Source organism: Pseudomonas sp. B111 (genome assembly GCF_026428275.1).
Lineage (GTDB): Bacteria > Pseudomonadota > Gammaproteobacteria > Pseudomonadales > Pseudomonadaceae > Pseudomonas > Pseudomonas aeruginosa.
On sequence record NZ_CP097857.1, the window covers coordinates 5,825,113 to 5,851,805 of the forward strand.

Annotated in this window: 31 protein-coding genes; 12 read left to right on the plus strand and 19 right to left on the minus strand. The window is 67.5% G+C overall.

What is annotated here, in order from left to right; all coding sequences use genetic code 11:
- Positions 1-11: 11 nt before the first annotated feature.
- The gene (rpoH, locus tag M6E97_RS26980) at positions 12-866 is read left to right on the plus strand and encodes an RNA polymerase sigma factor RpoH (RefSeq protein ID WP_003084510.1); all 855 of its coding nucleotides are present in this window, start codon (positions 12-14) and stop codon (positions 864-866) included.
- Between the two features lie 64 nt (positions 867-930).
- The gene (locus M6E97_RS26985) at positions 931-1,536 is read left to right on the plus strand and encodes a hypothetical protein (RefSeq protein ID WP_003084511.1); all 606 of its coding nucleotides are present in this window, start codon (positions 931-933) and stop codon (positions 1,534-1,536) included.
- A gap of 4 nt (positions 1,537-1,540) precedes the next feature.
- Here the strand turns inward: M6E97_RS26985 and mtgA are convergent, their stop codons facing one another.
- Positions 1,541-2,272: a monofunctional biosynthetic peptidoglycan transglycosylase gene (gene mtgA / locus M6E97_RS26990; protein WP_003100972.1), complete on the minus strand. Its 732-nt coding sequence runs from the start codon at positions 2,270-2,272 to the stop codon at positions 1,541-1,543.
- A gap of 36 nt (positions 2,273-2,308) precedes the next feature.
- Here mtgA and M6E97_RS26995 point away from each other — a divergent pair, with 36 nt between their 5' ends.
- The 5 genes from M6E97_RS26995 (at position 2,309) to M6E97_RS27015 (ending at position 6,179) form a co-directional block, all read left to right on the plus strand.
- Positions 2,309-2,686 carry a DUF423 domain-containing protein gene (locus M6E97_RS26995; RefSeq protein ID WP_021263126.1) on the plus strand — a complete coding sequence of 126 codons (378 nt, stop codon included), beginning with the start codon at positions 2,309-2,311 and terminating at the stop codon, positions 2,684-2,686.
- Positions 2,687-2,788: 102 nt separating this feature from the next.
- Positions 2,789-2,989 (plus strand): sulfur carrier protein ThiS, encoded by a 201-nt coding sequence (gene thiS / locus M6E97_RS27000; protein WP_003084514.1) that lies wholly within the window; start codon positions 2,789-2,791, stop codon positions 2,987-2,989.
- 58 nt (positions 2,990-3,047) lie between these two features.
- Positions 3,048-3,845, plus strand: a complete 798-nt coding sequence (locus tag M6E97_RS27005; RefSeq protein WP_003084517.1) for a thiazole synthase — start codon at positions 3,048-3,050, stop codon at positions 3,843-3,845.
- A gap of 153 nt (positions 3,846-3,998) precedes the next feature.
- Positions 3,999-4,670 carry a tRNA (guanosine(46)-N7)-methyltransferase TrmB gene (gene trmB / locus M6E97_RS27010; protein ID WP_213904628.1) on the plus strand — a complete coding sequence of 224 codons (672 nt, stop codon included), beginning with the start codon at positions 3,999-4,001 and terminating at the stop codon, positions 4,668-4,670.
- Between the two features lie 162 nt (positions 4,671-4,832).
- Positions 4,833-6,179, plus strand: coding sequence for a DUF1329 domain-containing protein (locus tag M6E97_RS27015; RefSeq protein WP_003084522.1), 1,347 nt, complete (start codon positions 4,833-4,835; stop codon positions 6,177-6,179).
- A 12-nt stretch (positions 6,180-6,191) separates the two neighbouring features.
- On the opposite strand, the gene M6E97_RS27020 is transcribed toward M6E97_RS27015, so the two are convergent.
- The 12 genes from M6E97_RS27020 to M6E97_RS27075 form a co-directional block, all read right to left on the minus strand.
- On the minus strand, positions 6,192-6,449 hold the full coding sequence (locus M6E97_RS27020) for a hypothetical protein (RefSeq protein WP_003084524.1): 258 nt from the start codon (positions 6,447-6,449) through the stop codon (positions 6,192-6,194).
- A gap of 61 nt (positions 6,450-6,510) precedes the next feature.
- On the minus strand, positions 6,511-6,834 hold the full coding sequence (locus M6E97_RS27025) for a DUF3392 domain-containing protein (protein WP_003084525.1): 324 nt from the start codon (positions 6,832-6,834) through the stop codon (positions 6,511-6,513).
- Positions 6,835-6,914: 80 nt separating this feature from the next.
- Positions 6,915-8,069 (minus strand): radical SAM family heme chaperone HemW, encoded by a 1,155-nt coding sequence (gene hemW, locus M6E97_RS27030; protein WP_023115711.1) that lies wholly within the window; start codon positions 8,067-8,069, stop codon positions 6,915-6,917.
- 120 nt (positions 8,070-8,189) lie between these two features.
- Complete coding sequence (gene rdgB / locus M6E97_RS27035; protein ID WP_003084527.1) at positions 8,190-8,783, minus strand: RdgB/HAM1 family non-canonical purine NTP pyrophosphatase; 594 nt, start codon at positions 8,781-8,783, stop codon at positions 8,190-8,192.
- Complete coding sequence (locus M6E97_RS27040) at positions 8,780-9,199, minus strand: DUF4426 domain-containing protein (protein ID WP_003100965.1); 420 nt, start codon at positions 9,197-9,199, stop codon at positions 8,780-8,782. The genes rdgB and M6E97_RS27040 overlap by 4 nt, the downstream gene beginning before the upstream one ends.
- A gap of 131 nt (positions 9,200-9,330) precedes the next feature.
- Complete coding sequence (gene metW / locus M6E97_RS27045; RefSeq protein ID WP_003084530.1) at positions 9,331-9,951, minus strand: methionine biosynthesis protein MetW; 621 nt, start codon at positions 9,949-9,951, stop codon at positions 9,331-9,333.
- A 7-nt stretch (positions 9,952-9,958) separates the two neighbouring features.
- Complete coding sequence (metX, locus tag M6E97_RS27050) at positions 9,959-11,098, minus strand: homoserine O-succinyltransferase MetX (RefSeq protein ID WP_003084535.1); 1,140 nt, start codon at positions 11,096-11,098, stop codon at positions 9,959-9,961.
- An 88-nt stretch (positions 11,099-11,186) separates the two neighbouring features.
- The gene (locus tag M6E97_RS27055; RefSeq protein ID WP_003084539.1) at positions 11,187-13,154 is read right to left on the minus strand and encodes a dynamin-like GTPase family protein; all 1,968 of its coding nucleotides are present in this window, start codon (positions 13,152-13,154) and stop codon (positions 11,187-11,189) included.
- A 107-nt stretch (positions 13,155-13,261) separates the two neighbouring features.
- Entirely contained in the window at positions 13,262-13,558 is a 297-nt protein-coding gene (locus tag M6E97_RS27060) for a DUF167 domain-containing protein (RefSeq protein ID WP_031628111.1), read from the minus strand.
- Positions 13,555-14,148: a YggT family protein gene (locus M6E97_RS27065; protein WP_003084544.1), complete on the minus strand. Its 594-nt coding sequence runs from the start codon at positions 14,146-14,148 to the stop codon at positions 13,555-13,557. The genes M6E97_RS27060 and M6E97_RS27065 overlap by 4 nt, the downstream gene beginning before the upstream one ends.
- A 10-nt stretch (positions 14,149-14,158) precedes the next feature.
- A complete protein-coding gene (gene proC, locus M6E97_RS27070) occupies positions 14,159-14,980 on the minus strand; it encodes a pyrroline-5-carboxylate reductase (RefSeq protein ID WP_003084546.1) in 822 nt (273 codons plus the stop codon).
- A gap of 11 nt (positions 14,981-14,991) precedes the next feature.
- Entirely contained in the window at positions 14,992-15,684 is a 693-nt protein-coding gene (locus M6E97_RS27075; RefSeq protein WP_003084549.1) for a YggS family pyridoxal phosphate-dependent enzyme, read from the minus strand.
- A 214-nt stretch (positions 15,685-15,898) separates the two neighbouring features.
- On the opposite strand from M6E97_RS27075, the gene pilT reads away from it, so the two are divergent.
- Both pilT and pilU read left to right on the plus strand, forming a co-directional pair.
- The gene (gene pilT / locus M6E97_RS27080) at positions 15,899-16,933 is read left to right on the plus strand and encodes a type IV pilus twitching motility protein PilT (RefSeq protein WP_003084552.1); all 1,035 of its coding nucleotides are present in this window, start codon (positions 15,899-15,901) and stop codon (positions 16,931-16,933) included.
- Between the two features lie 177 nt (positions 16,934-17,110).
- Positions 17,111-18,259 (plus strand): type IV pilus ATPase PilU, encoded by a 1,149-nt coding sequence (gene pilU, locus M6E97_RS27085; RefSeq protein WP_003110016.1) that lies wholly within the window; start codon positions 17,111-17,113, stop codon positions 18,257-18,259.
- A 7-nt stretch (positions 18,260-18,266) separates the two neighbouring features.
- Here the strand turns inward: pilU and czcD are convergent, their stop codons facing one another.
- The gene (gene czcD / locus M6E97_RS27090) at positions 18,267-19,166 is read right to left on the minus strand and encodes a CDF family zinc transporter CzcD (protein WP_023913256.1); all 900 of its coding nucleotides are present in this window, start codon (positions 19,164-19,166) and stop codon (positions 18,267-18,269) included.
- Positions 19,167-19,320: 154 nt separating this feature from the next.
- Between czcD and M6E97_RS27095 the strand changes: the two genes are divergently transcribed.
- The 3 genes from M6E97_RS27095 to M6E97_RS27105 all read left to right on the plus strand — a co-directional run bounded on the left by M6E97_RS27095 (position 19,321) and on the right by M6E97_RS27105 (position 22,522).
- Positions 19,321-19,725 carry an NINE protein gene (locus M6E97_RS27095; protein WP_003084560.1) on the plus strand — a complete coding sequence of 135 codons (405 nt, stop codon included), beginning with the start codon at positions 19,321-19,323 and terminating at the stop codon, positions 19,723-19,725.
- Positions 19,726-19,967: 242 nt separating this feature from the next.
- Positions 19,968-21,341 carry a pyridoxal-phosphate dependent enzyme gene (locus tag M6E97_RS27100; RefSeq protein WP_023098360.1) on the plus strand — a complete coding sequence of 458 codons (1,374 nt, stop codon included), beginning with the start codon at positions 19,968-19,970 and terminating at the stop codon, positions 21,339-21,341.
- The gene (locus tag M6E97_RS27105; protein WP_003110017.1) at positions 21,338-22,522 is read left to right on the plus strand and encodes a cystathionine gamma-synthase; all 1,185 of its coding nucleotides are present in this window, start codon (positions 21,338-21,340) and stop codon (positions 22,520-22,522) included. Before M6E97_RS27100 ends, M6E97_RS27105 begins: the two co-directional genes overlap by 4 nt.
- A gap of 227 nt (positions 22,523-22,749) precedes the next feature.
- Here M6E97_RS27105 and M6E97_RS27110 read toward each other — a convergent pair whose 3' ends face one another.
- From M6E97_RS27110 to M6E97_RS27130, 5 genes are all read right to left on the minus strand, one after another.
- Positions 22,750-24,021, minus strand: a complete 1,272-nt coding sequence (locus M6E97_RS27110; protein WP_004365041.1) for a dihydroorotase — start codon at positions 24,019-24,021, stop codon at positions 22,750-22,752.
- Complete coding sequence (locus M6E97_RS27115; RefSeq protein ID WP_003084569.1) at positions 24,018-25,022, minus strand: aspartate carbamoyltransferase catalytic subunit; 1,005 nt, start codon at positions 25,020-25,022, stop codon at positions 24,018-24,020. Before M6E97_RS27115 ends, M6E97_RS27110 begins: the two co-directional genes overlap by 4 nt.
- 23 nt (positions 25,023-25,045) lie before the next feature.
- Positions 25,046-25,558, minus strand: coding sequence for a bifunctional pyr operon transcriptional regulator/uracil phosphoribosyltransferase PyrR (gene pyrR / locus M6E97_RS27120; RefSeq protein ID WP_003084574.1), 513 nt, complete (start codon positions 25,556-25,558; stop codon positions 25,046-25,048).
- Positions 25,559-25,669: 111 nt separating this feature from the next.
- Positions 25,670-26,104, minus strand: a complete 435-nt coding sequence (gene ruvX, locus M6E97_RS27125; protein WP_003084575.1) for a Holliday junction resolvase RuvX — start codon at positions 26,102-26,104, stop codon at positions 25,670-25,672.
- Entirely contained in the window at positions 26,104-26,673 is a 570-nt protein-coding gene (locus tag M6E97_RS27130) for a YqgE/AlgH family protein (RefSeq protein ID WP_003084577.1), read from the minus strand. Before M6E97_RS27130 ends, ruvX begins: the two co-directional genes overlap by 1 nt.
- Positions 26,674-26,693 lie beyond the last annotated feature (20 nt).

Sequence of the window (26,693 nt, forward strand, 5' to 3'; positions counted from 1 at the left end):
GGAGGATTCGCATGACCACTTCTTTGCAACCTGTACATGCCTTGGTTCCAGGCGCAAACCTGGAAGCCTACGTGCACTCGGTGAACAGCATTCCGCTGTTGTCGCCGGAACAGGAGCGTGAACTGGCCGAACGCCTCTTCTATCAGCAAGACCTGGAAGCGGCGCGGCAGATGGTGTTGGCGCACCTGCGCTTCGTTGTTCATATCGCCAAGAGTTATTCGGGGTACGGCCTGGCCCAGGCCGACCTGATCCAGGAAGGCAACGTCGGCCTGATGAAGGCCGTGAAGCGTTTCAACCCGGAAATGGGCGTTCGCCTGGTGTCCTTCGCCGTGCACTGGATCAAGGCGGAGATCCACGAGTTCATCCTGCGCAACTGGCGGATCGTCAAGGTCGCCACCACCAAGGCGCAGCGCAAGCTGTTCTTCAACCTGCGCAGCCAGAAGAAGCGCCTGGCCTGGTTGAACAACGAGGAAGTCCATCGCGTCGCCGAGAGCCTGGGGGTCGAGCCCCGCGAAGTGCGCGAGATGGAAAGCCGCCTGACCGGCCAGGACATGGCGTTCGACCCGGCCGCTGACGCGGACGACGAGAGCGCCTACCAGTCGCCGGCGCATTACCTCGAAGACCACCGCTACGACCCGGCGCGCCAGTTGGAAGACGCCGACTGGAGCGACAGCTCCAGCGCCAATCTGCACGAGGCGCTGGAAGGCCTCGACGAGCGCAGCCGCGACATTCTCCAGCAGCGCTGGCTGTCCGAGGAGAAGGCCACGCTGCATGACCTGGCGGAAAAGTACAACGTCTCCGCCGAGCGTATCCGGCAGCTGGAAAAGAACGCCATGAGCAAGCTGAAAGGGCGGATTCTCGCCTGATCACCGCGCCTCGCGAAAACCGCACCCCGCAAGGGTGCGGTTTTTTTCTGCCCGGAGGAATCCCATGCCGCGCAATACCCGCTGGCTGTTCTACCTGTCGCTGGCGGTCCTGACCTTCGTCGTCGGCGCCTGGCTGGTCCGTACGCCGGAACCGGCACGGCCGTTGCCGTGGCTGGCCGACTGGCAGGAGCAGGTGCTGGCGCCGTTGGCGGACAACGCCCTGACCCTGCGCCAGCTGCACGACGCGGTGGATGGCGAGCTGTGGGTGGACCCGCGCCTGGATGGCGTGCGCCTGGCCTTCCGTGGCCGCCTGCTGGGCGATGGCGGCCCCTGGCAGGTGGAAGGCGAGCTGGGCCTGAGCGCCGAGGAGCAACTGAGCCTGCAGCGGGCATCCGCGTTGCAGCCTGGCAGCGCGCCGCAGCCATTGAGCGCCGGGCTGGAAGGACAGTTGGGCGACAAGCCGATCGTGGCGCTGAGCATGATTCCCGAAGGCAGGGTCGGTGCCGAGCGGCTGCTGGCCAGTCTCGGCCAGCCGCGCCTGCGCCTGCAACTGGCCCAGGGCGAGGCCTGGGTCTATCCGCAACTGGGCCTGACCGCGCACCTGCCGGACGACGACTTGCGGCTGATGCTCGCGGTGCCGCGCCAGGCCCTGGAAAAACCGCCGCGTTGAGCTTTCAGCGCTCCAGGCGCAGCAGGTAGTCGTCGCCGCCCAACTGCCACATCTGCTGGCGAATCCAGGCCGCGCGCTGGCGCACGTAGGGGCCCGGCCTGGCCGCGCTCCATTTCAGCGGGCTGGGCAGCACCGCGGCGAGCTGGCTGGCCTGGGTGCGGCTCAGGCGCTCGGCGTCGAGGCCGAAGTGATAGCGTGCCGCAGCCTGCGCGCCGAAGACGCCCGGGCCCCATTCGGCGCTGTTCAGGTAGACCTCGAGAATCCGTTGCTTGGTCCAGAGCGTCTCGATCAGCAGGGTGAACCAGGCCTCCAGGCCCTTGCGCAGCCAACTGCGCCCGGACCAGAGGAAGACGTTCTTCGCCACCTGCTGGCTGAGCGTACTGGCGCCGCGGATACTGCCGCCGCGCTCGTTGTGCGCGAGGGCCTGCTGGATGGCCGGCAGGTCGAAGCCGTGGTGCTCGGCGAAGTGCTGGTCCTCGCCGGCGATCACCGCGACCTTCAGGCTGTCCGGCAACTGCTCCCAGGAGCGCCAGTCGCGCTGCAGGTCGATGGGCTGGCCGTCGACCCAGGAGCCGACCTTGCGTTCGACCATGACCATGGTCCCCGGTGGCGGCACCCAGCGCAGGACCGCGACCAGCACGACGCTGGCGGCCATGAACCAGAGCAGGTACTTGAACAGGCGGCGGAACAGGGATCGCAACATGCGCGGCTTGGCTTGGAAGAAGGGGGCGGCCATTATAGCGGGCTGGATGCTATCACCGGAGTCTTGTCCATGCTTCGTCCCTTCCTGTTGTTGGCGGCATTTTTCGGTTTCACCGGCGTGGCCCTCGGGGCGTTCGCCGCCCACGGCCTGAAGAAGCAGCTCAGCGCCGAGTACCTGGCGGTATTCCAGACCGGCGTGCACTACCAGTTGATCCATGCCCTGGCGCTGTTCGGCGTGGCGCTGCTCGCCACCCGCCTGGACGGCCGCCTGGTGAGCGCGGCGGGTGGCCTGTTCACGCTGGGCATCCTGCTGTTCTCCGGCAGCCTCTACCTGCTGACCCTCAGCGGCGTCGGCAAGCTCGGCATCGTCACCCCGTTCGGCGGCGTCTCCTTCCTCGCCGGCTGGCTGTGCCTGGGGCTGGCCGCCTGGCGCCTGGGCAACGCCTGAGACCGGTTGCCTCAGGCGGCGCACTTGTCGACAAGGCGCCTTGGTCATCGGGGTGGATCGGGCTAGAATGCCGCTCCCTTTCACTTTCGTGACCGTCCAGCCATGCAGATTCAACTGAACGGCGAGCCCTTCGAGCTGCCCGACGCGCAGAGCGTCGCGGACCTGCTGGCCCGCCTGGAGCTTGGCGGCCGCCGCGTGGCCGTCGAGCTGAACCTGGATATCGTGCCGCGCAGCCAGCACGCCAGCACCGCGCTCAAGGATGGCGATCGCGTGGAGATCGTCCACGCCATCGGCGGCGGCTAGGCCTGGCCCCCGAACCCTTCCATCGGCCCCGCAAGCCTTTCCATCCAGGAGTCATCCGATGAGCCAAGCATCCAGTACCGATACCCCCTTCGTCATCGCCGGCCGTACCTATGGCTCGCGCCTGCTGGTGGGGACCGGCAAGTACAAGGACCTCGACGAGACCCGCCGGGCCATCGAGGCCTCCGGAGCGGAGATCGTCACGGTGGCGGTGCGGCGCACCAACATCGGGCAAAATCCCGACGAGCCGAACCTGCTGGATGTGATCCCGCCGGATCGCTATACCATCCTGCCGAACACCGCCGGCTGCTATGACGCGGTCGAGGCCGTGCGCACCTGCCGCCTGGCCCGCGAGCTGCTGGACGGGCACAACCTGGTCAAACTGGAAGTCCTCGCCGACCAGAAGACCCTGTTCCCCAACGTCGTCGAGACCCTCAAGGCCGCCGAGCAACTGGTGAAGGACGGCTTCGACGTGATGGTGTACACCAGCGACGACCCGATCATCGCCCGCCAACTGGCCGAGATCGGCTGCATCGCGGTGATGCCGCTGGCCGGCCTGATCGGCTCCGGCCTGGGCATCTGCAACCCCTACAACCTGCGCATCATCCTCGAGGAAGCCAAGGTCCCGGTGCTGGTCGACGCCGGCGTGGGCACCGCTTCCGATGCAGCGATCGCCATGGAGCTGGGTTGCGAGGCGGTGCTGATGAACACCGCCATCGCCCATGCCAAGGACCCGGTGATGATGGCCGAGGCCATGAAGCACGCGATCGTCGCCGGTCGCCTCGCCTACCTGGCCGGACGCATGCCGCGCAAGCTGTATGCCAGCGCCTCGTCGCCGCTGGACGGCCTGATCGACTGATACCGACTACCTGGGGCGGGCTGTCCGCCGGATGCGGGAAGCGTCCGGCAGGCAGCCCGCCCTTCTGTCTCTAGCAAGGTTTTCTTTTCCATGAGCGATACCCCGCAATCCCCGGCCCAGGACTCCCTGGCGGAACACGACGAAGCACGGCCGATGCGCACCGTGAAGAGCTTCGTGATGCGCGCCGGGCGCATGACCGAAGGCCAGCAGCGTGGCCTCGACCTGGGCTGGCCGAAGTTCGGCCTGGAACTGAGCGATGAGGTTCAGGACTTCGACGCGATCTTCGGTCGCCGGGCGCCGCGGACTTTCGAGATCGGCTTCGGCATGGGCCATTCCACCCTGGAAATGGCCGCCGCCGCGCCTGACATCGACTTCATCGGCGTTGAGGTGCACAAGCCCGGCGTCGGCGCGCTGCTCAACGGCCTGCTGACCCAGGGCCTGGGCAACGTGCGGGTGTATAGCTGCGACGCGCTGGAAGTGCTGCGCCACTGCGTGGCCGACGCCAGCCTCGATCGGCTGCTGCTGTTCTTCCCCGATCCCTGGCACAAGAAGCGCCACCACAAGCGGCGGATCGTCCAGCCGGAATTCGCCGAACTGGTGCGGCGCAAGCTGAAGGTCGGCGGCGTGCTGCACATGGCCACCGACTGGGAGCCCTATGCTGAGCACATGCTGGACGTCATGAGCGCGGCGCCGGGCTACCGCAACCAGGCCGAAGACGGCCGCTTCGTAGCGCGCCCGCAAGAGCGTCCGGTGACCAAGTTCGAACGGCGCGGGGAGCGCCTGGGACATGGCGTCTGGGACCTCAAGTTCGAGCGCATCGACTGATCCACCGCACCAGCGACGTATCCCTGGCGCCGAACCGGCGCCGGGACTCCAAGCAGACCGGGAACACCCGGCGGACCTCACCTTCAAGCTGCACGTTTCCCGGCTTCGGCCGGATCCAATAATAAGAGCGGCACGGCTCGGCCGGCTGCAAAGGAGACTGCTGTGTTGAAGAAACTGGGCATCCTGTTGCTCGGGGCCGGTTGCGCCTGGGCGGCGCAGGCCAAGGTAGACGAAGTCCAGGCCGCACGCCTGGACCAGGACCTGACCCCGCTGGGAGCGGAGCGGGCCGGCAACGCCGATGGCAGCATCCCGCCCTGGACCGGCGGCATCACCCAGGCGCCGGCCGGCTACCGGCCCGGCATGCATCACCTCGACCCGTTCGCCGCCGATCGTCCGCGCCTGGTCGTCGACAGCCGCAACATGGCCGCCTACCAGGCGCTGCTGACGCCGGGCACCCAGGCCTTGCTGCAGGCCAACCCGGACTACCACCTGCGGGTCTTCCCCACCCGCCGCAGCGCATCCCTGCCGCAGCGCCTGTACGACGCTACCCGCGCCAACGCCAGCCGCGCCGAGCTGATCGCCGACGGCAACGGCGTGCAGGGCGCTGCCGCCGGTGTGCCCTTCCCCCTGCCGCAGAGCGGCCAGGAAGCGATCTGGAACCACATCATGCGCTACCGCGGCGAGCAACTGCACCTGCAGACCAACCAGGCGGCGGTGCTGGCCAACGGCAGCTACAACCTGCTCAAGCTCGACCGCTACCTGTACTTCGTCTATGGCCGCGAGGGGATGATCCCGGAGAACCTCGACAACACGTTGTTCTACTACAAGTACAAGGTGGTCGCGCCGGCGCGCCTGGCCGGTTCGGCGCTGGTGGTGCAGGAAACCCTCGACCAGGTGCTGTCGATCCGCAAGGCCTGGCGCTTCAACCGTGGCGAGCGGCGCGTGCGGCGCTTGCCGACCCTGGCCTACGACAGCCTGCAGCCGGATACCAACGGCATGGCCACGGCGGACACCGTGGATGTCTACAACGGCGCACCGGACCACTACGAGTGGGCGTTGCTCGGCAAGCGCGAGATGCTGGTGCCTTACAACAGCTACGCGGTGCACCAGAAGGGCCTCGCCTATGGCGACATCCTCAAGAGCCGCTTCATCAATCCCGACCTGCTGCGCTACGAGCTGCATCGCGTTTGGGTGGTCGAGGCGACCCTGCGCAAGGGCTTCAGCCATCCCTACGCCAAGCGCCGCTTCTACCTCGACGAAGACAGCTGGCAGATCCTCGCCGCCGACATCTACGACAAGGATGGCGTGCTGACCCGGGCCCAGGAGGTCCATCCGATCAACTACTACGATGTGCCGCTGGTCTCCAGCACCCTGGAAGCGATCTACGACTTCAAGGGCGGCCGCTACTTCGTCGATGGGCTGGACAACAACGAGCCGATGTACGACTTCGGCGTCCAGGTCGGGCCGCGCGACTTCACCCCGCAGGCGCTGCGCCGGGAGGGTAACTGAGGCGGACGGCCCTCAGACGATCAGCTCGGCGCCGCGCAGCGTGCCGTCGTCGTCCAGGCGCGCCGGCGCCGGGCTGATCTGCAGGTACTTGATGCTGTCCCGCGGAATCAGCAGCAGGTCGCCGTCGACCTCGACGCTGAGATAGGGCGTGTCCAGTTGCTGGCGGATGCTGCGGGCGACCTCGGCCGGGTCGTCCTGCTGGCGCGGGAAGCGCAGCGACAGGCGCTGGCCGTCGGTGAAATGCAGATAGAGGTGCTTGATCGGTTTCATGCGGGCTCCCGGAGGCCATGACGCTCTTGGGGACGGCGCTGGCCGCCGGGAGACCGGGGGCTCAGCTGCGATCGGCGATCATGCCGATCACGAAGAACACTAGCAGGAGCACGGGCGCCAGGGTGTAGTTGTTGAAGTAGCCGAGGCCCTTGGCCAGCCAGGGGGTGACGAAGACCATCGCCAGGCCGTAGCCGACCGCGCAGATCAGCACGAACAGCAGGGTGCGGAAGACGAAGTTGAGGCTGCCGATGCGCTGCTGTACCCAGGCGTTGATCGCCGGGCCGAACAGCACCAGCAGGGTGGCCATGATGGCCAGGGAAATGTCCGACAGGTGGCTGCGGCTCCAGCGCGACAGGGTGGCGATCAGGTCCAGCGCGTAATCCATCGAGGGTTCCTTGTAACGAATCGGCGTGTCGGTCGGCGGAGTTTACCTGCCTGCCGGCACGGATGGGCGTGCATCCGTCGTCACGGCAGGAAATGTTGCAGCAGGTCGTTGAGGAACAGCTGGCCGCGTTCGCTGGGACGCAGGCGCTGCGGGTCGTCGGCGAGCAGCCCGGCGTCGCGCGCGGCGGCGCAGGCATCGGCGATCGCCGCCAGCGGCTGGCCGGTGCGCTGCGGGTAGAGCGCGGCGGGGACGCCGTCGACCAGGCGCAGCACGTTCATCATGAACTCGAATGGCAGGTCGGCCGCTTCCAGCGGGCGCTCGCCGGCCTGGAAGGCCTTTTGCGGGTTGAGGTAGTCCTTCGGCAGGCGGGTCTTCCAGGTCCGCACGATGCGTCCGTCCGGCGCGCTCAGCTTGGCGTGGGCGCCGGCGCCGATGCCGAGGAAGTCGCCGAAGCTCCAGTAGTTCAGGTTGTGCCGGGCGCGCAGGCCGTCGCGGGCGTAGGCGGAGGTCTCGTACTGGCGGTAGCCGTGCGCGTCGAGCAGGGCCTGGCCGGCTTCCTGGATGTCCCAGAGGATGTCGTCCTCGGGCAGCTCCGGCGGCTGGCTCCAGAACACCGTGTTCGGCTCCATGGTCAGTTGGTACCAGGAGAGGTGCGTGGGGGCCAGGGCGAGGGCCTGGCGCAGGTCGGCCAGGGCGTCGTCGAGGCTTTGCCCGGGCAGGCCGTGCATCAGGTCGAGGTTGAAGTTGTCGAAGCCGGCCTGGCGCGCCATGTCGGCGGCGCGCACTGCCTCGGCGCCGTCGTGGATGCGTCCCAGGGCCTGCAGCTTGTCGGCCTGGAAGCTCTGTACGCCGATGGACAGGCGATTGATGCCGAGGCGCCGGTAGTCGGCGAACTTGACCTGTTCGAAGGTGCCGGGATTGGCTTCTAGGGTGATCTCGATGCCGTCGGCGAAGCCGACCCTGCGCTCGACGCCTTCCAGTAGCCGGCCCAGGGCCTTGGCCGAGAACAGGCTGGGCGTGCCGCCGCCGAAGAAGATCGAACCCAGGCGCCGGCCGTGGACATGGCGCAGGTCTTGCTCCAGGTCGGCGAGCAGGGCGTCGACATAGGCCTCTTCGGGCAGCTCCGGGCCAGCGGCGTGGGAGTTGAAGTCGCAATACGGGCACTTGCGCACGCACCACGGGATGTGCACGTACAGGGCCAGGGGCGGGAGCTGGAACGGGGTGGCTTGGGTCACGGCGGGGCGGGGTGGAGGCGGTTTCGGGGCGCTATCGTGGCATGAGTTCGGCCAACCTCCAAGGCGGCCGGACGAAACGCCGTGTCGACGCCGCCCGGGGGCGGCGCCGGCGGTTGCGGCTCAGAGACCCAGGCGCTGCTTGAGCAGGGCCATGGCGCGGGCTCGGTGGCTGAGGCGGTTCTTCTCCTCGGGCGCCAGCTCGGCGCTGGAGCAGTCGCGTTCCGGCACCCAGAACAGCGGGTCGTAGCCGAAGCCGTGGGCGCCGCGGGCTTCGCGGAGGATGCGGCCTTCCCAGATGCCCTCGCAGAGGATCGGCAGCGGGTCGTCGGCGTGGCGCACCAGCGCCAGCACGCTGACGAACTGTGCGCCGCGCTCGGCGTCCGGGACATCCTTCATGGCCTCCAGCAGCTTGGCGTTGTTCGCCGCGTCGCCCCGGCCGTCGGCATAGCGCGCCGAGTAGATGCCCGGCGCGCCGCCGAGGAAGTCCACCGCCAGCCCGGAGTCGTCGGCCAGCGCCGGCAGGCCGGAGAGGCGTGCGGCGTTGCGTGCCTTGAGGATGGCGTTCTCGACGAAGGAAAGACCGGTTTCCTCCGGTTCCACCTGGCTGAACTCGCCGATCGAGCGCACCTTCACGCTGGCGCCGAGCATGGCCTGGAGTTCCTTGAGTTTGCCGGCATTGTGGCTGGCCAGCACCAGCTGTTCGAGCTTGATCATTCGTCCGGGAAGATTTCCTTGTTGAAACTGAAGGTTTGCGCAGGTTCGCCCTTGGCCTCGACCTTGATGGTGAAGACCAGGGTCTCGCGCTGGCTGATCGGGAATTGCGCCAGGTTGTAGATGGCGCCTTCCTCGCTGACTCGGCGGAACTCCAGGGGGATGACCTTGCCGGTCAGGTCCTTGGCCGAGCCGGTCACGGCGGCCTCTACCGGCTTGCCTTTCTCCATCGGCACCACGTTGATCACGCCCTGCGCCTTGCTGCGTACCAGGCCGACCGCGCTGGCCACGTTGGGCTGGAGGAAGCTGGAGTTGAACACGTTGTAGTGGACGTCCAGGTCGCCGAAGCGCTGCACCTGCTCGGCGAGGACCGGCAGGCTCAGGCAGAGGCCGAGGACGAAAGCGGTGAAGCGGCGCATGATGGTTTCTCCTGAAAGGTGGCATGGACGTTGTCCATGGTCTGCTGCCGGCGGCCTTGGCCGGCTTCGGCAGCGCTCTCCCGAGGACGAGCGGAGGGGCGCCCGGCCCTGGCCCGCAGCCTGGCGCGTTCCTAGACGGCGAGGTTGCGGGTCTGCACTCCGGGTCCGGTGACCCGGTAGATTCCAATCTCACCCAATAGATTAGGCCACAGCCGGCTGGCCCAGCCATGCCGGTGGTCACGGTCTACGGCCAGGCGGTCGAGCACGCGCATGCGCAACTGGCGGCACAGGCGCTCGAAGTCCTGGAAGGTGCAGAAATGGATGTTCGGCGTGTTGTACCAGGTATACGGCAGGAACTCGGAGACCGGCATCCGGCCGTTGCGCGCCAGGTACCAGCGGCAGCGCCAGTGGCCGAAGTTGGGGAAAGTGATGATGCAGGTCTTGCCGACCCGCAGCATCTCTTCGAGGATCTTGTCCGGATAGTGCACGGCCTGTAGCGCCTGGGTCATCACCACCACGTCGAAGCTGTCGCTGGCGAAGTTGCCCAGGCCCTTGTCGAGGTCCTGCTCGATCACGTTCACCCCGTTTTCGATGCAACGGGCGATGTTGTCGGGATCGATCTCCAGACCGTAGCCGCTGACCTGCTTGTGGTCGCGCAGCCAGGCCAGGAGTTCGCCGTCGCCGCAGCCGAGGTCGAGGACGCGGCTGCCGGCGGGAATCCATTCCTGGATGATTTCGAGATCGGCGCGCATCGGGTCCTCACACGCTGATGCGGTTCATGTAACCGCTGAAGGCTTGCAGGTACCGGGGGATCGGCATGAGGAAGGCGTCGTGGCCTTGCGGGGCGTCGATCTCCAGGTAGCTGACGTTCTTTTTCGCCGCGATCAGGGCGTCGACGATTTCCCGCGAGCGGGCCGGCGAGAAACGCCAGTCGGTGGTGAAGGACATCAGGCAGAAGTCCGCCTCGACGCCCTCCAGGGTGCGCACCAGGTCGTCGCCGTGGGCGGCGGCGGGGTCGAAGTAGTCCAGCGCCTTGGTCATCAGCAGGTAGGTATTGGCGTCGAAGCGGGTGGAGAACTCCTCGCCCTGGTAGCGCAGGTAGCTCTCGACCTGGAACTCGACGCTGTGCAGGTCGTAGTTGAGCTTCTCGGTCTTCAGTACGCGGCCGAACTTGGCGCCCATGGCGTCGTCGGACAGGTAGGTGATATGGCCGACCATCCGCGCCAGCTTGAGGCCGCGCTTGGGAATCACGCCCTGTTCCTGGAAGTAGCCGCCGAGGAACTCAGGGTCGGAAAGAATCGCCTGCCGGGCGACTTCGTTGAAGGCGATGTTCTGCGCCGACAGCTTCGGCGCGCTGGCGATGCACAGGCAGTGACGGACGCGTTCGGGGTAGCTGATGGTCCATTGCAGCGCCTGCATGCCGCCGAGGCTGCCGCCGACCACCGCGGCCCACTGGCGGATGCCGAGGCGGTCTGCCAGGCGCGCCTGGCTATGCACCCAGTCTTCCACCGTGACCATCGGGAAGTCCGCGCCGTAGACCTTGCCGGTCGCCGGATTGATGCTGGCGGGGCCGCTGGAACCGTTGCAACCGCCGAGGTTGTTGAGGGCGACGACGAAGAACTTGCGGGTATCGATCGGCTTGCCCGGACCGATGCAGCTGTCCCACCAGCCCGGCTTGCGCTCGTCGACGCTGTGGTAGCCGGCGGCGTGGTGGTGGCCGGAGAGGGCGTGGCAGATCAGCACCGCGTTGCTCTGCGTGGCATTCAGCTCGCCGTAGGTTTCGATCACCAGGTCGTACTCGGCCAGGGACTTGCCGCTGGTCAGCTCGAGCGGTTCGTTGAAGTGCAGCGTCTGGGGGGAGACCAGACCGACGGAGTCGTCGGGGAAGACTGTGGGCATCGACCCTGCTCTCGAACAAAGGAGGGCGCCAGTCTAAAGAGCGTCGCCCCCAGCGGCAAGCGCGCTGGCGCGCGCCGTGGGAGCGGGGTCAGGCGCGCTGCGAGCCGGGCAGGTTGACCACCTTGGCCTGGCGCTGCAGGGGCGAGGGGCGGCGCAACTGGCGGAGGATGTCGCCGGCTTCGCGCAACTGTTCCTGCAATTCCTCGGCGAACCCGGCGAAGGCCTGGCTGCGCTGGCGCACCTGCTGGGTCTCCTGGGCCAGGCCCTTGAGGCGGAGCATGTGGCTTTCGAGCAACTGTTTGTTTTCCAGGGTGTGCTGCATCAGCGGCATCAGCGCGTCGTTGGCCCAGCGCTCGGTTTCCTCGCGCAGGCGCTGGTGCAGGCCGACCACCTCCTGCACCAGGGTGGCGAAGAAGCGCCGGGTCAGCAGGCGTTGCTCGGTAAGCACGGTCTTCAACTGCAGGCGGAACTGGTCGCCCTTCTTCTTCAGTTGCAACAGTTCGCGCTGGTAGCGCTGGACCCGCAGCTGCGGCGCGTCGAGGGCGTAGAGCGGGTTCTCCTCGTTGTGCCGGCGGTAGATGGCGGCGACCATGCGGTTGGCCATGCCGGCCTCGTGCTCGAGGTTGTCGAGGTCGTGCTCCACCGCGCGGAAGAACGCCAGGATCGCCTGGTTGATGCCGACCGTGGTCAGGCTGCCGTTGAGGTTGCGCCGCACCTTCTGCAGGTGCTGTTCCATGCGTTCGCTACGGATCGTCTCGCGCAGCGTCGCGCCCTGGTGCTGCAACAGGCGCTGGTTGGTCTTCAGGTTGAGCAGGCGGCGGTGGTGGCGGCCGTGGTCGTCCTTGGTCTTCGCGGTCAGTTCGAACAGCAGTTGGCCGCTGTCGCGCTGCTTGTCGTCGAGCAGCGCGCGCTGTTCCTCGACCTTCTCCAGGCGCAGGCGCAGCAGATGCTGGCTGTTGTGCAGCAGGCCGAGGACCTGGCCGAGCACGGCGTTCTCCAGCAGCGCTTCCTTCTGCGCGACGATGCGCTCGCAGAGCAGCGCTTCCAGCCGATCCAGGCGACTGCGTTCGAGCAGCGCCGGTTCGCCGCGGACCTTGGCCAGCAGCGCCTGCTTCGCCGACAGCGGCAGCACGTCGCCGCGCTGCAGGCCGAGCTGGCGGGCCGTGCCGTCCTGGATCAGGCGGATGGCGTTCTGTACGAAGCGCTCGCCGGAGAGGTCGTCCCAGAGCACGTCGATCTTGTTCAGCACGGCGAACAGGCTGCTATGGCCGTCCTCGCGCAGTGGCTGGATGTACTTCTGCCAGATTTCCATGTCCGAGGCGGTGACACCGGCGTCGGCGGACAGCAGGAACAGGATCGCCTGGGCGTTGGGCAGCATCGACAGGGTCAGCTCCGGCTCGCTGCCGAGGGCGTTCAGGCCGGGCGTGTCGAGGATCCGCAGGCCCTGGCGCAGCAGCGGGTGGTCGAAGTTGACCAGGGCGTGGCGCCAGGCCGGGACGCGCACCTGGTCGGGTTCGTCGGCGGCTTCCAGGGCATCCGGATGGAAGCCGAGCTGGATCGCCTGTTCCACCGGCAGCGCCTTGGTCTTGGCGACCTGGGCGAAGGCCTGGGCCATGCCCTCCGGGTCGCCGGTGTCCAGCGGAATGTTCACCCAGTGGCGCGGCACGCGCTTGAACTGGGCGACGCTGGCGTCGGCCAGGCGCGTCTCGATCGGCAGCAGGCGGATGTAGCTGCGCTCGGCGCGCGGATCGTGGAACAGCTCGGTGGGGCACATGGTGGTGCGCCCGGCGTGGGACGGCAGCATGCGCTGGCCGTAGCCGGCGAAGAACAGGCTGTTGATCAGCTCGGTCTTGCCACGCGAGAACTCGCCGACGAAGGCCAGGGTGATGTGGTCCGCGCGCAGTTGGCGCAGGGCGCGTTCGAGCTTGGCCTCGACCGCCGGGCTGTTCAGCCGGCTGCGCTCCAGCCAGCCGCGATAGCGGGTGATTTCCCGCATCAGCTCGCGCTTCCAGGCGACGTAGGCGTCGATTTGATGGCTGAGTCTTTCCATGCTCATCCAGGGGCTCCAGGGCGCGGGACCGGCGGGGGAAGGATGGCGTGGATTATGCGGGGGAGCGGGGGAGCGTCAATTGGCCTGCTTCACATTCCTGCACGTAAGGTCGGTCAAGCGGGTCGAGCGGCGATCCCCAGTTCCTCCGGCAATCGGGTCGGACGGCGGATGCGCACCCGTTTCTGCCGGTTCAGCTCGCCGCTTTCGAGACTCACCAGGCTCTTGGCCACGCCGAAGGCCTTGCCGAGGAAGGCCAGCAGATGGGCGTTGGCCTTGCCCTCCACCGGCGGTGCGGTGAGACGGATCTTCAGGCGTTCGCCGTGCAGCCCGGCGAACTCGTCGCGGCTCGCCTTGGGCTGCAGGTGGCAATCGAGGAGCAGGTCCTCGCCGTCCCAGCGGTAGAAGCTCAGAGGAAGATGCTCAACTGCTGGGGCATGCCGGTCATGGCCGCCAGGTTGTTGATCACCAGCATGTCGATCAGCTTCAGCGCGAGGAACGCGAAGATCGGCGAGAGATCCAGTCCGCCGAGGTTCGGCAGGAGCTTGCGGAACGGCATCAGCAGCGGTTCGCAGATCTGGTTCACCAGTTGCGCGCCGGGGTTGTAGCTGCCCGGGGCGACCCAGGAAAGGATCACGCTGATGATCAGGGCGAAGAAGAACACCTTCAGGAACAGCGAGGTGACGGCGATGATCGACCAGATCAGCAGTTGCATGATGAAGCCGCCGACGCCGTAGCCCATCAGCATCAGGATCAGGATCATCAGCACCAGTTGGATCAGGATCGCCAGCACCAGCGAGGCCAGGTCGATCCCGCCGAAGCCGGGGATGATCCGCCGCAGCGGGTTCAGCAGCGGCTTGGTGGCGCGCACGATGAACTGGCTGAGGGGGTTGTAGAAGTCCGCGCGGACCAGTTGCAGGATGAAGCGCAGCAGCACGATCAGCAGGTAGAGGCTGCCGAGGGTCTGGAGGATATAGATAGCAGCGGTGTTGAGGCCGATCATCGACTACTCCTTATTGGCCAAGCTGTTCGGCCAGCTCGGCGGAGCGCTGGCTGGCGGCGTTCAGGGCCTGCTCCACCAGTGCTTCGAAGCCGTTGGCCTGGAAGGATTTGATCGCCGCCTCGGTGGTGCCGTTGGGCGAAGTCACCCGGCGCCGCAGTTCGGCCGGCTCGACCTCGCTGGACAGCGCCATCTGCGCCGCGCCGAGGGCGGTCTGCAGGGTCAGGCGCGAGGCTGTCTCGCGGGACAGGCCGAGCTTCTCGCCGGCGTCGGTCATGGCCTGCATCAGCAGGAAGAAATACGCCGGGCCGCTGCCCGACACCGCGGTCACCGCGTCGATCTGCGCTTCGTCGTCCAGCCACAGGGCGATGCCTACCGCAGACAGCAGTTGCCCGGCCTGCTCGCGTTGCGCGGCGCTGACCTGCGCGTTGGCGTACAGCCCGCTGGCGCCCTGGCGCAGCAGCGCCGGGGTGTTGGGCATGCAGCGGACCACCGGGCGCGGCTGGCCGAGCCAGGCTTCGAGGCTGGCGCAGGGGATGCCGGCGGCGATGGAGACGATCAGTTGCTCCGGCTTCAGCGCTGGCGCCAAGGCCTGGCACACGGCTTTCATGGCCTGCGGCTTGACCGACAGGACCACGACGTCGGCGTCGGCCACGGCCTCGGCGTTGGACTCGACCACGTCGATGGCGAACTCGCCGGCGATCTTCGCGCGTTGCTCGGCGCCCGGGTCGCTGGCGCGGATCTGCGCCGCCGGCACGCCTTGGGCGCGCAGGCCGCCGATCAGGCTGGCGGCCATGTTGCCGGCGCCGATGAACGCTATGCGGGGTGTGCTCATAGGGGATTCCTTCAAGAAGCCGGCGCGCCGTAGTCGCGGGCGCCGAACAGGGCGGTACCGATGCGGACCCAGGTCGCACCTTCGCCGATGGCTGCCTCGAGGTCGTCGCTCATGCCCATGGACAGGGTGTCCAGGCCAAGGTTCAGGTCCAGCAGCAGTTCGCGCAGGCGGGCGAACGCGGCGTGTTGCGCGGCGCGTTCGGCGGTGGGTTCGGGGATGGCCATCAGGCCACGCAATCGGAGGTTGGGCAGTTGCTTCACGGCCTCGGCCAGGGCCGGCAGGTCCTCGGGGGCGCAGCCGGACTTGCTGGCTTCGCCGCTGACGTTGACCTGCAGGCAGACATTCAGGGGCGGCAGCCCGGCCGGGCGTTGCTCCGACAGGCGCTGCGCGATCTTCAACCGGTCCACCGAGTGCACCCACTGGAAATGCTCGGCGATGGGCCGCGTCTTGTTCGACTGGATGGGGCCGATGAAGTGCCAGTTCAAGGGCAGGTCGGCCAGTTCGGCCTGCTTGCCGAGGGCCTCCTGCAGGTAGTTTTCGCCGAAGTCGCGAAGGCCGGCGGCGTGCGCCTCGCGCACCGCGGCGGCGGGCTTGGTCTTGCTCACGGCGAGCAGGCCGACCGTGGCCGGATCGCGCCCCGCAGCTTGCGCTGCCTCACGGATGCGCGCGGCAACCTTTGCAATATTCTCTGCTATCGTGGACATTACCTGCGCCCTATGGAAGTGCGGTCGGCGTCGGCTCGACGCCCTCGAAACCGCCGGCCTCGATGGCCATCTTCCTGTTCCAGTGTCGAGGTTCCGCGTCTGGCGCAGGACACCACGCGTGTCCTGGAAGCACCCTGGTTCATCCGGTGTTTTCCTTGTCCGAGACGGCGGCTTTGGCGGCATTCTACCTGCTTGCTTGTAATTGGGGAGTCCCATGGATATTACCGAGCTGCTCGCCTTCAGTGCCAAACAGGGCGCTTCGGACCTGCACCTCTCCGCCGGCCTGCCGCCCATGATCCGGGTGGATGGCGATGTACGCCGGATCAACCTGCCACCGCTGGAACACAAGCAGGTGCATGCGCTGATCTACGACATCATGAACGACAAGCAGCGCAAGGACTTCGAGGAATTCCTCGAGACCGACTTCTCCTTCGAGGTGCCGGGCGTCGCGCGTTTCCGGGTCAACGCCTTCAACCAGAACCGTGGCGCCGGCGCGGTATTCCGGACCATTCCCTCCAAGGTACTGACCATGGAGGAGCTTGGCATGGGAGAAGTGTTCAAACGTGTTTCAGACGTCCCGCGCGGGCTGGTACTGGTCACCGGGCCGACCGGTTCGGGCAAGTCCACCACCCTGGCGGCGATGCTCGACTACCTGAACAACACCAAGTACCACCACATCCTCACCATCGAGGACCCGATCGAATTCGTCCACGAATCGAAGAAGTGCCTGGTCAACCAGCGCGAGGTGCATCGCGACACCCTCGGCTTCAGCGAAGCGCTGCGCTCGGCGCTGCGGGAGGACCCGGACATCATCCTGGTCGGCGAGATGCGCGACCTGGAAACCATCCGCCTGGCCCTGACCGCGGCGGAGACCGGCCACCTGGTATTCGGCACCCTGCACACCACCTCGGCGGCGAAGACCATCGACCGGGTGGTCGACGTGTTCCCGGCCGAGGAAAAGGCCATGGTTCGCTCGATGCTCTCCGAGTCGCTGCAATCGGTGATCTCGCAGACCCTGATCAAGAAGATCGGCGGCGGCCGGGTGGCGGCCCACGAGATCATGATCGGCACCCCGGCGATCCGCAACCTGATCCGCGAGGACAAGGTCGCGCAGATGTATTCGGCGATCCAGACCGGCGGCTCGCTGGGCATGCAGACCCTCGACATGTGCCTCAAGGGCCTGGTCGCCAAGGGCCTGATCAGCCGCGAGAACGCCCGCGAGAAGGCGAAGATCCCGGAAAACTTCTGATCCTGGCGCCGATCCGCCGCGCTTCGCCCGAATCCCGGAACTGCGTCTAGGATTCAAGAGCGGGAGAGCGGTACCGTAGGCGCATTCCTACCTATCCTTGCCGGCGAGCGCGTCCAGCGCCCGCTCGCCCGCATCCGGCTCGCCGTCGCGGCGCGCCCCTGAGTGAGCGAGAACATCATGGAATTCGAAAAGCTGCTGCGCCTGATGGTGGAAAAGGGCGGCTCCGACCTGTTCATCACCGCCGGCGTACCGCCGTCGATGAAGGTCAACGGCCGGGTGATGCCGGTGACCAAGACGCCGCTGTCGCCGGAGCAGACCCGCGAGACCGTGCTAGGCGTGATGAACGAGCAGCAGCGCCGCGATTTCGCCGAGAACCATGAGTGCAACTTCGCCATCAGCGCCCGCGGCATCGGCCGCTTCCGGGTCAGTGCCTTCTACCAGCGCAACCTGGTGGGCATGGTATTGCGCCGGATCGAGACCAACATCCCGACCCTGGAAGAGCTGAAGCTCCCGGAAATCCTCAAGAAGCTGGCGCTGACCAAGCGCGGCCTGGTGATCTTCGTCGGCGCCACCGGCACCGGCAAGTCCACCTCGCTGGCGGCGATGATCGGCTACCGCAACAAGAACTCCACCGGGCACATCATCTCCATCGAGGACCCGATCGAGTACATCCACCAGCACCAGGGCTGCATCGTCACCCAGCGCGAGGTGGGGCTGGACACCGACTCCTTCGAGGTGGCGCTGAAGAACACCCTGCGCCAGGCGCCGGACGTGATCATGATCGGCGAGGTGCGCTCGCGGGAGACCATGGACCACGCCGTGGCCTTCGCCGAGACCGGCCACCTGTGCCTGGCGACCCTGCACGCGAACAACGCCAACCAGGCGCTGGAGCGGATCATCCACTTCTTCCCGGCCGATCGTCATGGCCAGGTGTGGATGGACCTGTCGCTGAACCTCAAGGCCATCGTCGCCCAGCAACTGGTGCCGACCCCCGACGGCAAGGGGCGGCGGGCGGTGATCGAGGTGCTGCTGAACACCCCGCTGGCCGCCGACCTGATCCGCAAGGGCGAGGTGCACGAGCTGAAGCCGCTGATGAAGCGCTCCACCGAGCAGGGCATGCAGACCTTCGACCAGGCGCTGTACCAGCTCTACACCCAGGGCGAGATCACCTACGAGGACGCCCTGGCCCACGCCGACTCGGCCAACGACCTGCGCCTGATGATCAAGCTCGGTTCGGAAAGCGACGCCGACCACCTGTCGAACCTGACCCAGGGCCTGAGCCTGGAAATCACCGACGACGACCCTGCCGGCCGGCGCTTCCGCTGAACCGCCTTCAGTAGGCCAGCGGCTCCTCGGCCTGGGCGCAGGCCGAGGTTTCCAGTTGCAGGGTGCTGTGTTCGATCTCGTAGCGGTCGTGCAACAGCGCCTTCACCGTGCCCAGCAGCGCCTCGGCGTCGACCAGGGCCGGGTCGTAGACCAGATGGCTGGTCAGGCTGATCTTGCCGCTGGTGATCGACCACACATGCAGGTCGTGCAGCCCGGTCACGCCGGGAATCCCCAGCAGCGCTTCGCGCAGCTCGGCCAACTGGATTTCCTTCGGCACCCCTTCGAGCAACACATGCAGGCTCTCGCGCAGCAGGATCCAGGTGCGCGGCAGGACCCAGAAACCGATCAGCACCGCCACCAGCGAGTCGACCCAGGCCCAGCCGGTGAAACGGATCACGATCGCGGCGACGATCACCCCCAGCGAGCCGAGCATGTCGCTCCAGACCTCCAGGTAGGCGCCCTTGACGTTCAGGCTGTTGCCCTGGGCCGGCACCAGCAGGCGCATGCTGGCCAGGTTCACCAGCAGACCAAGCACGGCGATCACCAGCATGCCCACGGACTGGATCTCCGCCGGCTGGTTGAGCCGCTCGTAGGCCGCGTAGAGGATATAGAAGGCCACGCCGAACAGCAGGAAGGCGTTGAACGCCGCGGCGAGGATCTCGAAGCGGTGGTAGCCGTAGGTCAGGCGATCGTTGGTCGGGCGCCTGGCGATGTTGATCGCGGCCAGGGCGATGGCCAGGGCCACGGCGTCGGTGAGCATGTGCGCGGCATCGGAGATCAGCGCCAGGCTGCCGGTGAGGATGCCGCCGACGACCTCGGCGACGAGGAAGCTTCCGGTCAGCAGCAACGCCCATTTCAGGCGGGTCGAGTTGGTCTGGGCGAAGCTGTGCTCGTGTCCGGCGCTCATGGCGGCTCCTGTGGGGCGGTGGCGGCAGCACCAGCCTACAGGATAGGCAATTGCAAAACTGTCATGCGCCGGGCCGCTCTGGCGCGGCGTCCGCCGCTCCGCTAACCTGCGGCTCAAGCGCGGCCGCAGCCGCGCACGGAACGAGGGGGGACGCATGACTCAACAGCACGACACCCATAGCAAGGCCATCGGCTACCTGCTGTGGATCTTCGGTTTCACCGGTTCGCACCGCTTCTATTACGGCAAGCCGATCACCGGGACGATCTGGTTCTTCACCTTCGGCCTGTTCTTCATCGGCTGGATCATCGACCTGTTCCTCATCCCGTCGATGGACCGCGAGGCCGACCGGCGCTTCCAGGGCGGCAACCTGGACTACAACGTGGCCTGGATCCTGCTGACCTTCCTCGGCGTGCTCGGCGTGCACAGGATGTACATGGGCAAGTGGATCACCGGGATCATCTACCTGTTCACCGGCGGCCTGTTCTTCCTCGGCGTGCTCTACGACTTCTGGACCCTCAACGGACAGGTGTCCGAGCGCAACGGGCCGCAGCGCATCTGAGGCTCGTCGCCAGGTGCGAGAAGCCCGCCATCCGGCGGGCTTTTTCATGGGTGGCGCCACGGTCGGCAGGGAATTCCTCCGGCGGGACTTAAGGAACCAAAGGTTCTAACGTTCTACCTGTAGGTTATTGGCGCCCGCGCGCGCCAGCCCCTATGGTCTGCAAGCCCCAGAACGGATAGGTGCAATGGCTCACGAGGCCGCGCACCGTATCGCTCCGTGCGGAAACACCGAAAGGAGAAAAGATGACTTCCGACTCACGCCCCGCCGTGCTCGACCTGATCGGCAACACCCCGCTGGTTCGCGTGACGCGCTTCGATACCGGCCCCTGCACCCTGTTCCTCAAGCTCGAATCGCAGAACCCCGGCGGCTCCATCAAGGATCGCATCGGTGTCGCCATGATCGAGGCCGCCGAGCGTGACGGCCGCCTGCGGCCCGGTGGTACCATCGTCGAGGCCACCGCCGGCAACACCGGTCTCGGCCTGGCCCTGGTCGGCCGCGCCAAGGGCTACCGGGTGGTGCTGGTGGTGCCGGACAAGATGTCCACCGAGAAGGTCCTGCACCTGCGCGCCATGGGCGCCGAGGTGCACATCACCCGCTCGGACGTCGGCAAGGGCCATCCGGAGTACTACCAGGACGTTGCCGCGCGCCTGGCGCAGGACATTCCCGGCGCATTCTTCGCCGACCAGTTCAACAACCCGGCCAACCCGCTGGCCCACGAGTGCGGCACCGGCCCGGAGCTCTGGGCGCAGACCGGCCACGATCTCGACGCCATCGTCGTCGGCGTCGGCTCCTCCGGTACCCTGACCGGCCTTACCCGGTTCTTCCAGAAGGTCCAGCCGGAGCTGGAGATGGTTCTTGCCGACCCCGAGGGCTCGATCATGGCCGAATACTCCCGCTCCGGCACCCTGGGTACGCCGGGGTCCTGGGCGGTGGAGGGCATCGGCGAGGATTTCGTGCCCGCCATCGCCGACCTCTCCAGCGTGCGCCATGCCTATTCCATCAGCGACGAGGAAAGCTTCGCCATGGCCCGCGAGCTGTTGCGCGTCGAGGGCATTCCCGGCGGCTCCTCCACCGGCACCCTGCTGGCCGCGGCGCTGCGCTTCTGCCGCGAGCAGAAGGAGCCGAAGCGGGTGGTCAGCTTCGTCTGCGACACCGGCACCCGCTACCTGTCGAAGATCTACAACGACCAGTGGATGACCGACCAGGGCCTGCTGCAACGCAAGCACTACGGCGACCTGCGCGACATCATCGCGCGGCGCTTCGAGGAGGGCCGGGTGATCAGCGTCGGTCCGGACGACACCCTGCTCACCGCCTTCCAGCGCATGCGCCTGGCCGACGTTTCGCAATTGCCGGTGCTGGACAATGGAAAACTGGTCGGCGTGATCGACGAGTCGGATATCCTGCTCGGCGTCCACGCCGACGCGCCACGCTTCCGCGATGCGGTAAGCAGCGCGATGAACGCCGCGCCGGAGACCCTCGCGCCCGGCGCCAGCCTGGCCCAGTTGCAGGCGGTCCTGGACCGCGGCCTGGTGGCGATCGTTGCCGATGCCAGCGGCTTCCACGGCCTGATCACCCGTTTCGACCTGTTGAACCATTTGCGGAGAAAGCTCACATGAGCCAGCACGACCAGCATCCCGACGCCCCGGCCCAGGCCTTCGCGACCCGGGTCATCCACGCCGGGCAGGCCCCCGATCCCTCGACCGGCGCGATCATGCCGCCGATCTATGCCAACTCCACCTACATCCAGGAAAGCCCCGGGGTACACAAGGGGCTCGACTACGGCCGCTCGCACAACCCGACCCGCTGGGCCCTGGAGCGCTGCGTGGCCGACCTCGAGGGCGGCGCCCAGGCCTTCGCCTTCGCCTCCGGCCTGGCGGCGATCTCCTCGGTGCTGGAGCTGCTCGACGCCGGTTCCCACATCGTTTCTGGAAATGACCTCTACGGCGGTACCTTCCGCCTGTTCGAGCGGGTCCGCCGGCGCAGCGCCGGGCATCGCTTCAGCTTCGTCGACCCGACCGACCTGCAGGCCTTCGAGGCCGCGCTGACCCCGGAAACCCGCATGGTCTGGGTGGAAACCCCGAGCAACCCGCTGCTGCGCCTCACCGACCTGCGCGCCATCGCCCAGCTCTGCCGCGCCCGCGGCATCATCAGCGTGGCCGACAACACCTTCGCCAGCCCCTACATCCAGCGCCCCCTGGAACTGGGCTTCGACGTGGTGGTGCACTCCACCACCAAGTACCTGAACGGCCATTCCGACGTGATCGGCGGCATCGCCATCGTCGGCGACAACCCGGACCTGCGCGAGCGCCTGGGCTTCCTGCAGAACTCGGTGGGCGCCATCTCCGGGCCGTTCGACGCCTTCCTCACCCTGCGTGGGGTGAAGACCCTGGCGCTGCGCATGGAGCGCCATTGCAGCAACGCCCTGGCCCTGGCCCAGTGGCTGGAGCGCCAGCCGCAGGTGGCGCGGGTCTACTACCCCGGCCTGGCTTCGCACCCGCAGCATGAGCTGGCGAAACGGCAGATGCGTGGCTTCGGCGGGATGATCTCCCTCGACCTGCGCTGCGACCTGGCCGGCGCCCGGCGCTTCCTGGAGAACGTGCGGATCTTCTCCCTGGCGGAGAGCCTGGGCGGGGTGGAAAGCCTGATCGAGCATCCGGCGATCATGACCCACGCCAGCATCCCGGCGGAAACCCGCGCCGACCTGGGCATCGGTGACTCGCTGATCCGCCTGTCGGTGGGCGTCGAGGCGCTGGAGGACCTGCAGGCCGACCTGGCGCAGGCGCTGGCGAAGATCTGAGGCTCCGCAGGGAGCGGCGCCGACCGGCGCGGCTGCCGGCCATCGGGTGTTCCCGGCGAGCATGCCTCGGCGGATAACGCTCCGCGTTATTCGCCCTGCCGTTGAGGCGGGTTGGTGGCAGAGGCTGGGATAGGGCGCCCGCCCCGGCAACGGATACGCCCCCCGGAATCGCGAACGCGAAGATGAAAAAGCCCGCCGGATGGCGGGCTCTTTCATGGTGGCAGGGATCAACCCTCGTGGGTCAGGTGTCCGTCCACCAGGGTGTAGCGCACTCGTCCCGGCAGGCAGTGACCGACGAACGGGCTGTTCTGCCCCTTCGAGTACCAGCTCTCACCGGCCAGGGTCGAACCCTGCGGGTCGAACAGCACCAGGTCGGCGGCCTGGCCCACCGCCAGGCGCCCGGCAGGCAGGCGCAGCGCCTGGGCCGGGCCGTGGGAGAGGCGGGCGAGCAGGGTCGGCAGGTCGAGCAGGCCGTCCTGCACCAGCGTCATCGCCAGCGGCAGCAGCAGCTCGGCGCCGCTGATGCCCGGCTCGGTGGCGGCGAACGGCGCGTTCTTGGCGTCCGCCTCGTGGGGTTGGTGGTGGCTGGCGATGGCTTGTACCACGCCGTTCTTCACCGCCTCGCGCAGGGCTTCGCGGTCGGCCTTGGTGCGCAGCGGCGGTTGCACGTGGTAGAGGCTGGAGAAGCCCACCAGCGCTTCGTCGGTGAGGATCAACTGGTACAGCGCCACGTCGCAGGTCACCGGCAGGCCGCGGGCCTGGGCCTGGGCGACAAGTTCGATGCCGCGGGCGCTGGTCAACTGGCTGAAGTGCGCGCGCACGCCGCTCTGTTCCACCAGCAGCAGGTTGCGGGCCAGGGCCACGGTCTCGGCGGTTTCCGGGATCCCCGCGAGGCCGAGGAAGCTGGCGGTCGGGCCTTCGTGGGCGAGGCCGCCTTCGGCGAGATCGGTGTCCTGCGAGGTGAAGATCACCGTCAGGTCGAAGGTCGCCGCGTACTCCAGGGCGCGCCGCAGGATGCGGTTGCTGGCGAAGCCATGCAGGCCATTGGTGAAGGCCACGCAACCGGTGTCGCGCAGGGCCACCAGTTCCGACAGTTGCTCGCCGCCGAAGCCGCGGGTCAGCGCGCCGATGGGGTAGACCTTGGCGTTGCCGGCCTCACGGGCGCGGTCGAGGATCAGCTCGGCCACCGCCGGGGTGTCCAGCACCGGCCGGGTGTAGGGCGGGCAGCACAGGCTGGTGGTGCCGCCGGCCGCGGCGGCGCGGGTCTCGCTTTCGACGTTGCCCTTGCGTCCGTAGCCCGGCTCGCGCAGGGCGACGCTGAGGTCGACCAGTCCCGGCGCGGCCACCAGGCCGGCGCCGTCGAGGGTCTTCTGGGCGCTGAAGCCGGCCGGCGCGGCGCCGATGGCGACGATCTTGCCGGCCTCGATGTGGAGGTCGCCGACCTGGTCCAGGCCGCTGGCCGGGTCGATGACGCGGGCGCCTCGGATACTGATGGTCATTCGGCGTCCTCCTGTTCCAGCTGGCGTTGGGTGTTCTGGCCGCTCATGGCCATGGACAGCACCGCCATGCGGATGGCGATGCCGTAGGTGACCTGGTTGAGGATCACCGACTGGGCACCGTCGGCCACCGCCGACTCGATCTCCACGCCACGGTTGATCGGGCCAGGGTGCATGACGATGGCATCCGGCTTGGCCAGCTTCAGGCGCTTCTCGGTCAGGCCGTAGAGCTTGAAGAACTCGCCCTCGCTGGGTAGCAGGCCACCCTGCATGCGCTCGCGTTGCAGGCGCAGCATGATCACCACGTCGACGTCCTTCAGGCCTTCGTCGGCGTTGGTGAACACGCGCACGCCGTACTGCTCTTCCAGTCCGATCGGTAACAGGGTGCGCGGGGCGATCACGCGGATGTCCGGGCAACCCAGGGTCTTGAGCGCCAGCATGTTCGAACGGGCTACTCGCGAATGCAGGATATCGCCGACGATCGCCACCGATAGCTGCTCGAAGTTCCCTTTGTGCCGGCGGATGGTCAGCATGTCGAGCATCCCCTGGGTGGGGTGCGCGTGGCGGCCGTCGCCGCCGTTGATCACCGCCACGTTGGGGCTGACGTGCTCGGCGATGAAGTGCGCCGCGCCCGAGTCGCTGTGGCGCACCACGAACATGTCGGCGGCCATCGCCTCCAGGTTGCGCAGGGTGTCGGTGAGCGTCTCGCCCTTGCTGGTGGAAGAGGTGGATACGTTCAGGCTGATCACGTCGGCCGACAGCCGCTGGGCGGCCAGCTCGAAGGTGGTGCGGGTGCGCGTGGAGTTCTCGAAGAACACGTTGCAGACGGTCTTGCCGCGCAGCAGCGGGACCTTTTTCACCGCGCGGGCGCCGACCTCCAGGAAGGAATCGGCGGTATCGAGGATTTCGGTGAGCAGCTCGCGGGGCAATCCGTCGAGCGAGATGAAGTGGCGCAGCTGGCCCTGGTCGTTGAGCTGCAGCGGGCGCTTGGCGTCTGTCGGCATGGGGCAGGCCCTAGTGAAGAGGATCAGGAAGCGGAGGAAAGGACCTTGCGCTCGAGGGCGAGCGGTGCGGGACCGACCAATTTTACCCGTTCATCGCGACCCAGGGACAGGGTCTGGCCGACCACGTCGGGGCGGATAGGCAACTCCCGGGCGTTCAGGTCGAGCAGGCAGACCAGGGTCACGCTGGCCGGACGGCCGTAGTCGAACAGTTCGTTGAGCGCGGCGCGGATGGTGCGGCCGCTCATCAGCACGTCGTCCACCAGCACCAGGTGCTGGCCGTCGATCTCGAACGGCAGCGCCGACGGGCGGACCTGCGGATGCAGGCCGTTCTGGGTGAAGTCGTCGCGGTAGAAGGAGACGTCGAGGGTGCCCAGCGGCTCTTGGTTGCCCAGTTCCCTCAGCAGCGCCTCGGCGACCCAGATGCCGCCAGTGTGGATGCCGACGAAGCGCGGCCGCTCGATGCCTCGCTCGGCGAGATGGGCGCGCAGGTCGCTGGCCATGCGCGGCAGGAGTTCGGCGGGATTGGGTAGGCTCATGGTGGCTCCTCGCTGACATCGATGGGATGGCCGCCGGGAGAGCCCGCTGTAGGGAGGCGCCCGCGGTGGCGAAAGCATAATGGCAACCGGCGGCGTGCCGGCTGCCATGGGTCAATCCGGGTGTTCGGCCAGCCAGCCTTCCAGCAGCAGGGCGGCGGCCAGGGCGTCCACCGGTCGCTCGCGGTAGCCGTCGCGCTGGCCCTGGGCCAGGCGCTCGCCCTTGGCGGCATAGGTCGTGAGGCGTTCGTCGTGGGTAAAGACCGGCAGGTTGAAACGGCCGTTGAGGCGGCGGCCGAACTTTTCCGCGCGCTCGCTCATCTCGCTTGGGCTGCCGTCCATGTTCAGCGGCAGGCCGACGACGATGGCGTCCGGCTGCCATTCCTTGATCAGCGCTTCCACCCGGTTCCAGTCCGGCACGCCGTTCTGCGCCTTCAATACGCACAGCTCGCGGGCCTGGCCGGTCACCGCCTGGCCGACGGCGACGCCGATCTGCCGGGTGCCGTAGTCGAAGCCCAGCAGCAGGCGCAGCGGCTTGTCGCTGGCCATCAGGCGTGACCGGCCTGGGCGGTGAGCAGGCTGAGGTTGACGCCCAGGCGCGCGGCGGCGGCGCTGAGGCGCTCCTCGGCCGGCAGGTCGAAGAGGATCGCCGGGTCCGCCGGGCAGGTCAGCCAGGCGTTGTCGCTCAGCTCGGCCTCCAGCTGGCCGGCTTCCCAGCCGGCATAGCCGAGGCTGATCAGGCTCTTTTCCGGGCCGGTGCCGGCGGCGATGGCGAACAGCACGTCCTGCGAGGTGGACATCGCCAGCTCGCCCAGTTCCAGGGTCGACTGGTAGCTCAGGCCGCTGGGGTGGAGGACGAAGCCGCGGTCGGTCTGCACCGGGCCGCCGTTGTAGATGTCGATGTGCTGGCAGCGCGCCGGCGGCAGGGCGTCCGGCTTGAGCTGTTCGAGGACTTCCGCCAGGTTGAGGCCGCTGGGACGGTTGATCACCAGGCCCATGGCGCCCTGCTCGTTGTGTTCGACCAGGTAGGTCACGGTCTGGGCGAAATTGGGGTCGGCCATGTGCGGCATGGCGATCAGGAAATGATGCTTGAGGTAGGTTGGGCTGCTCTGTTTCATGGCCGCTAGTGTCCTGCTTC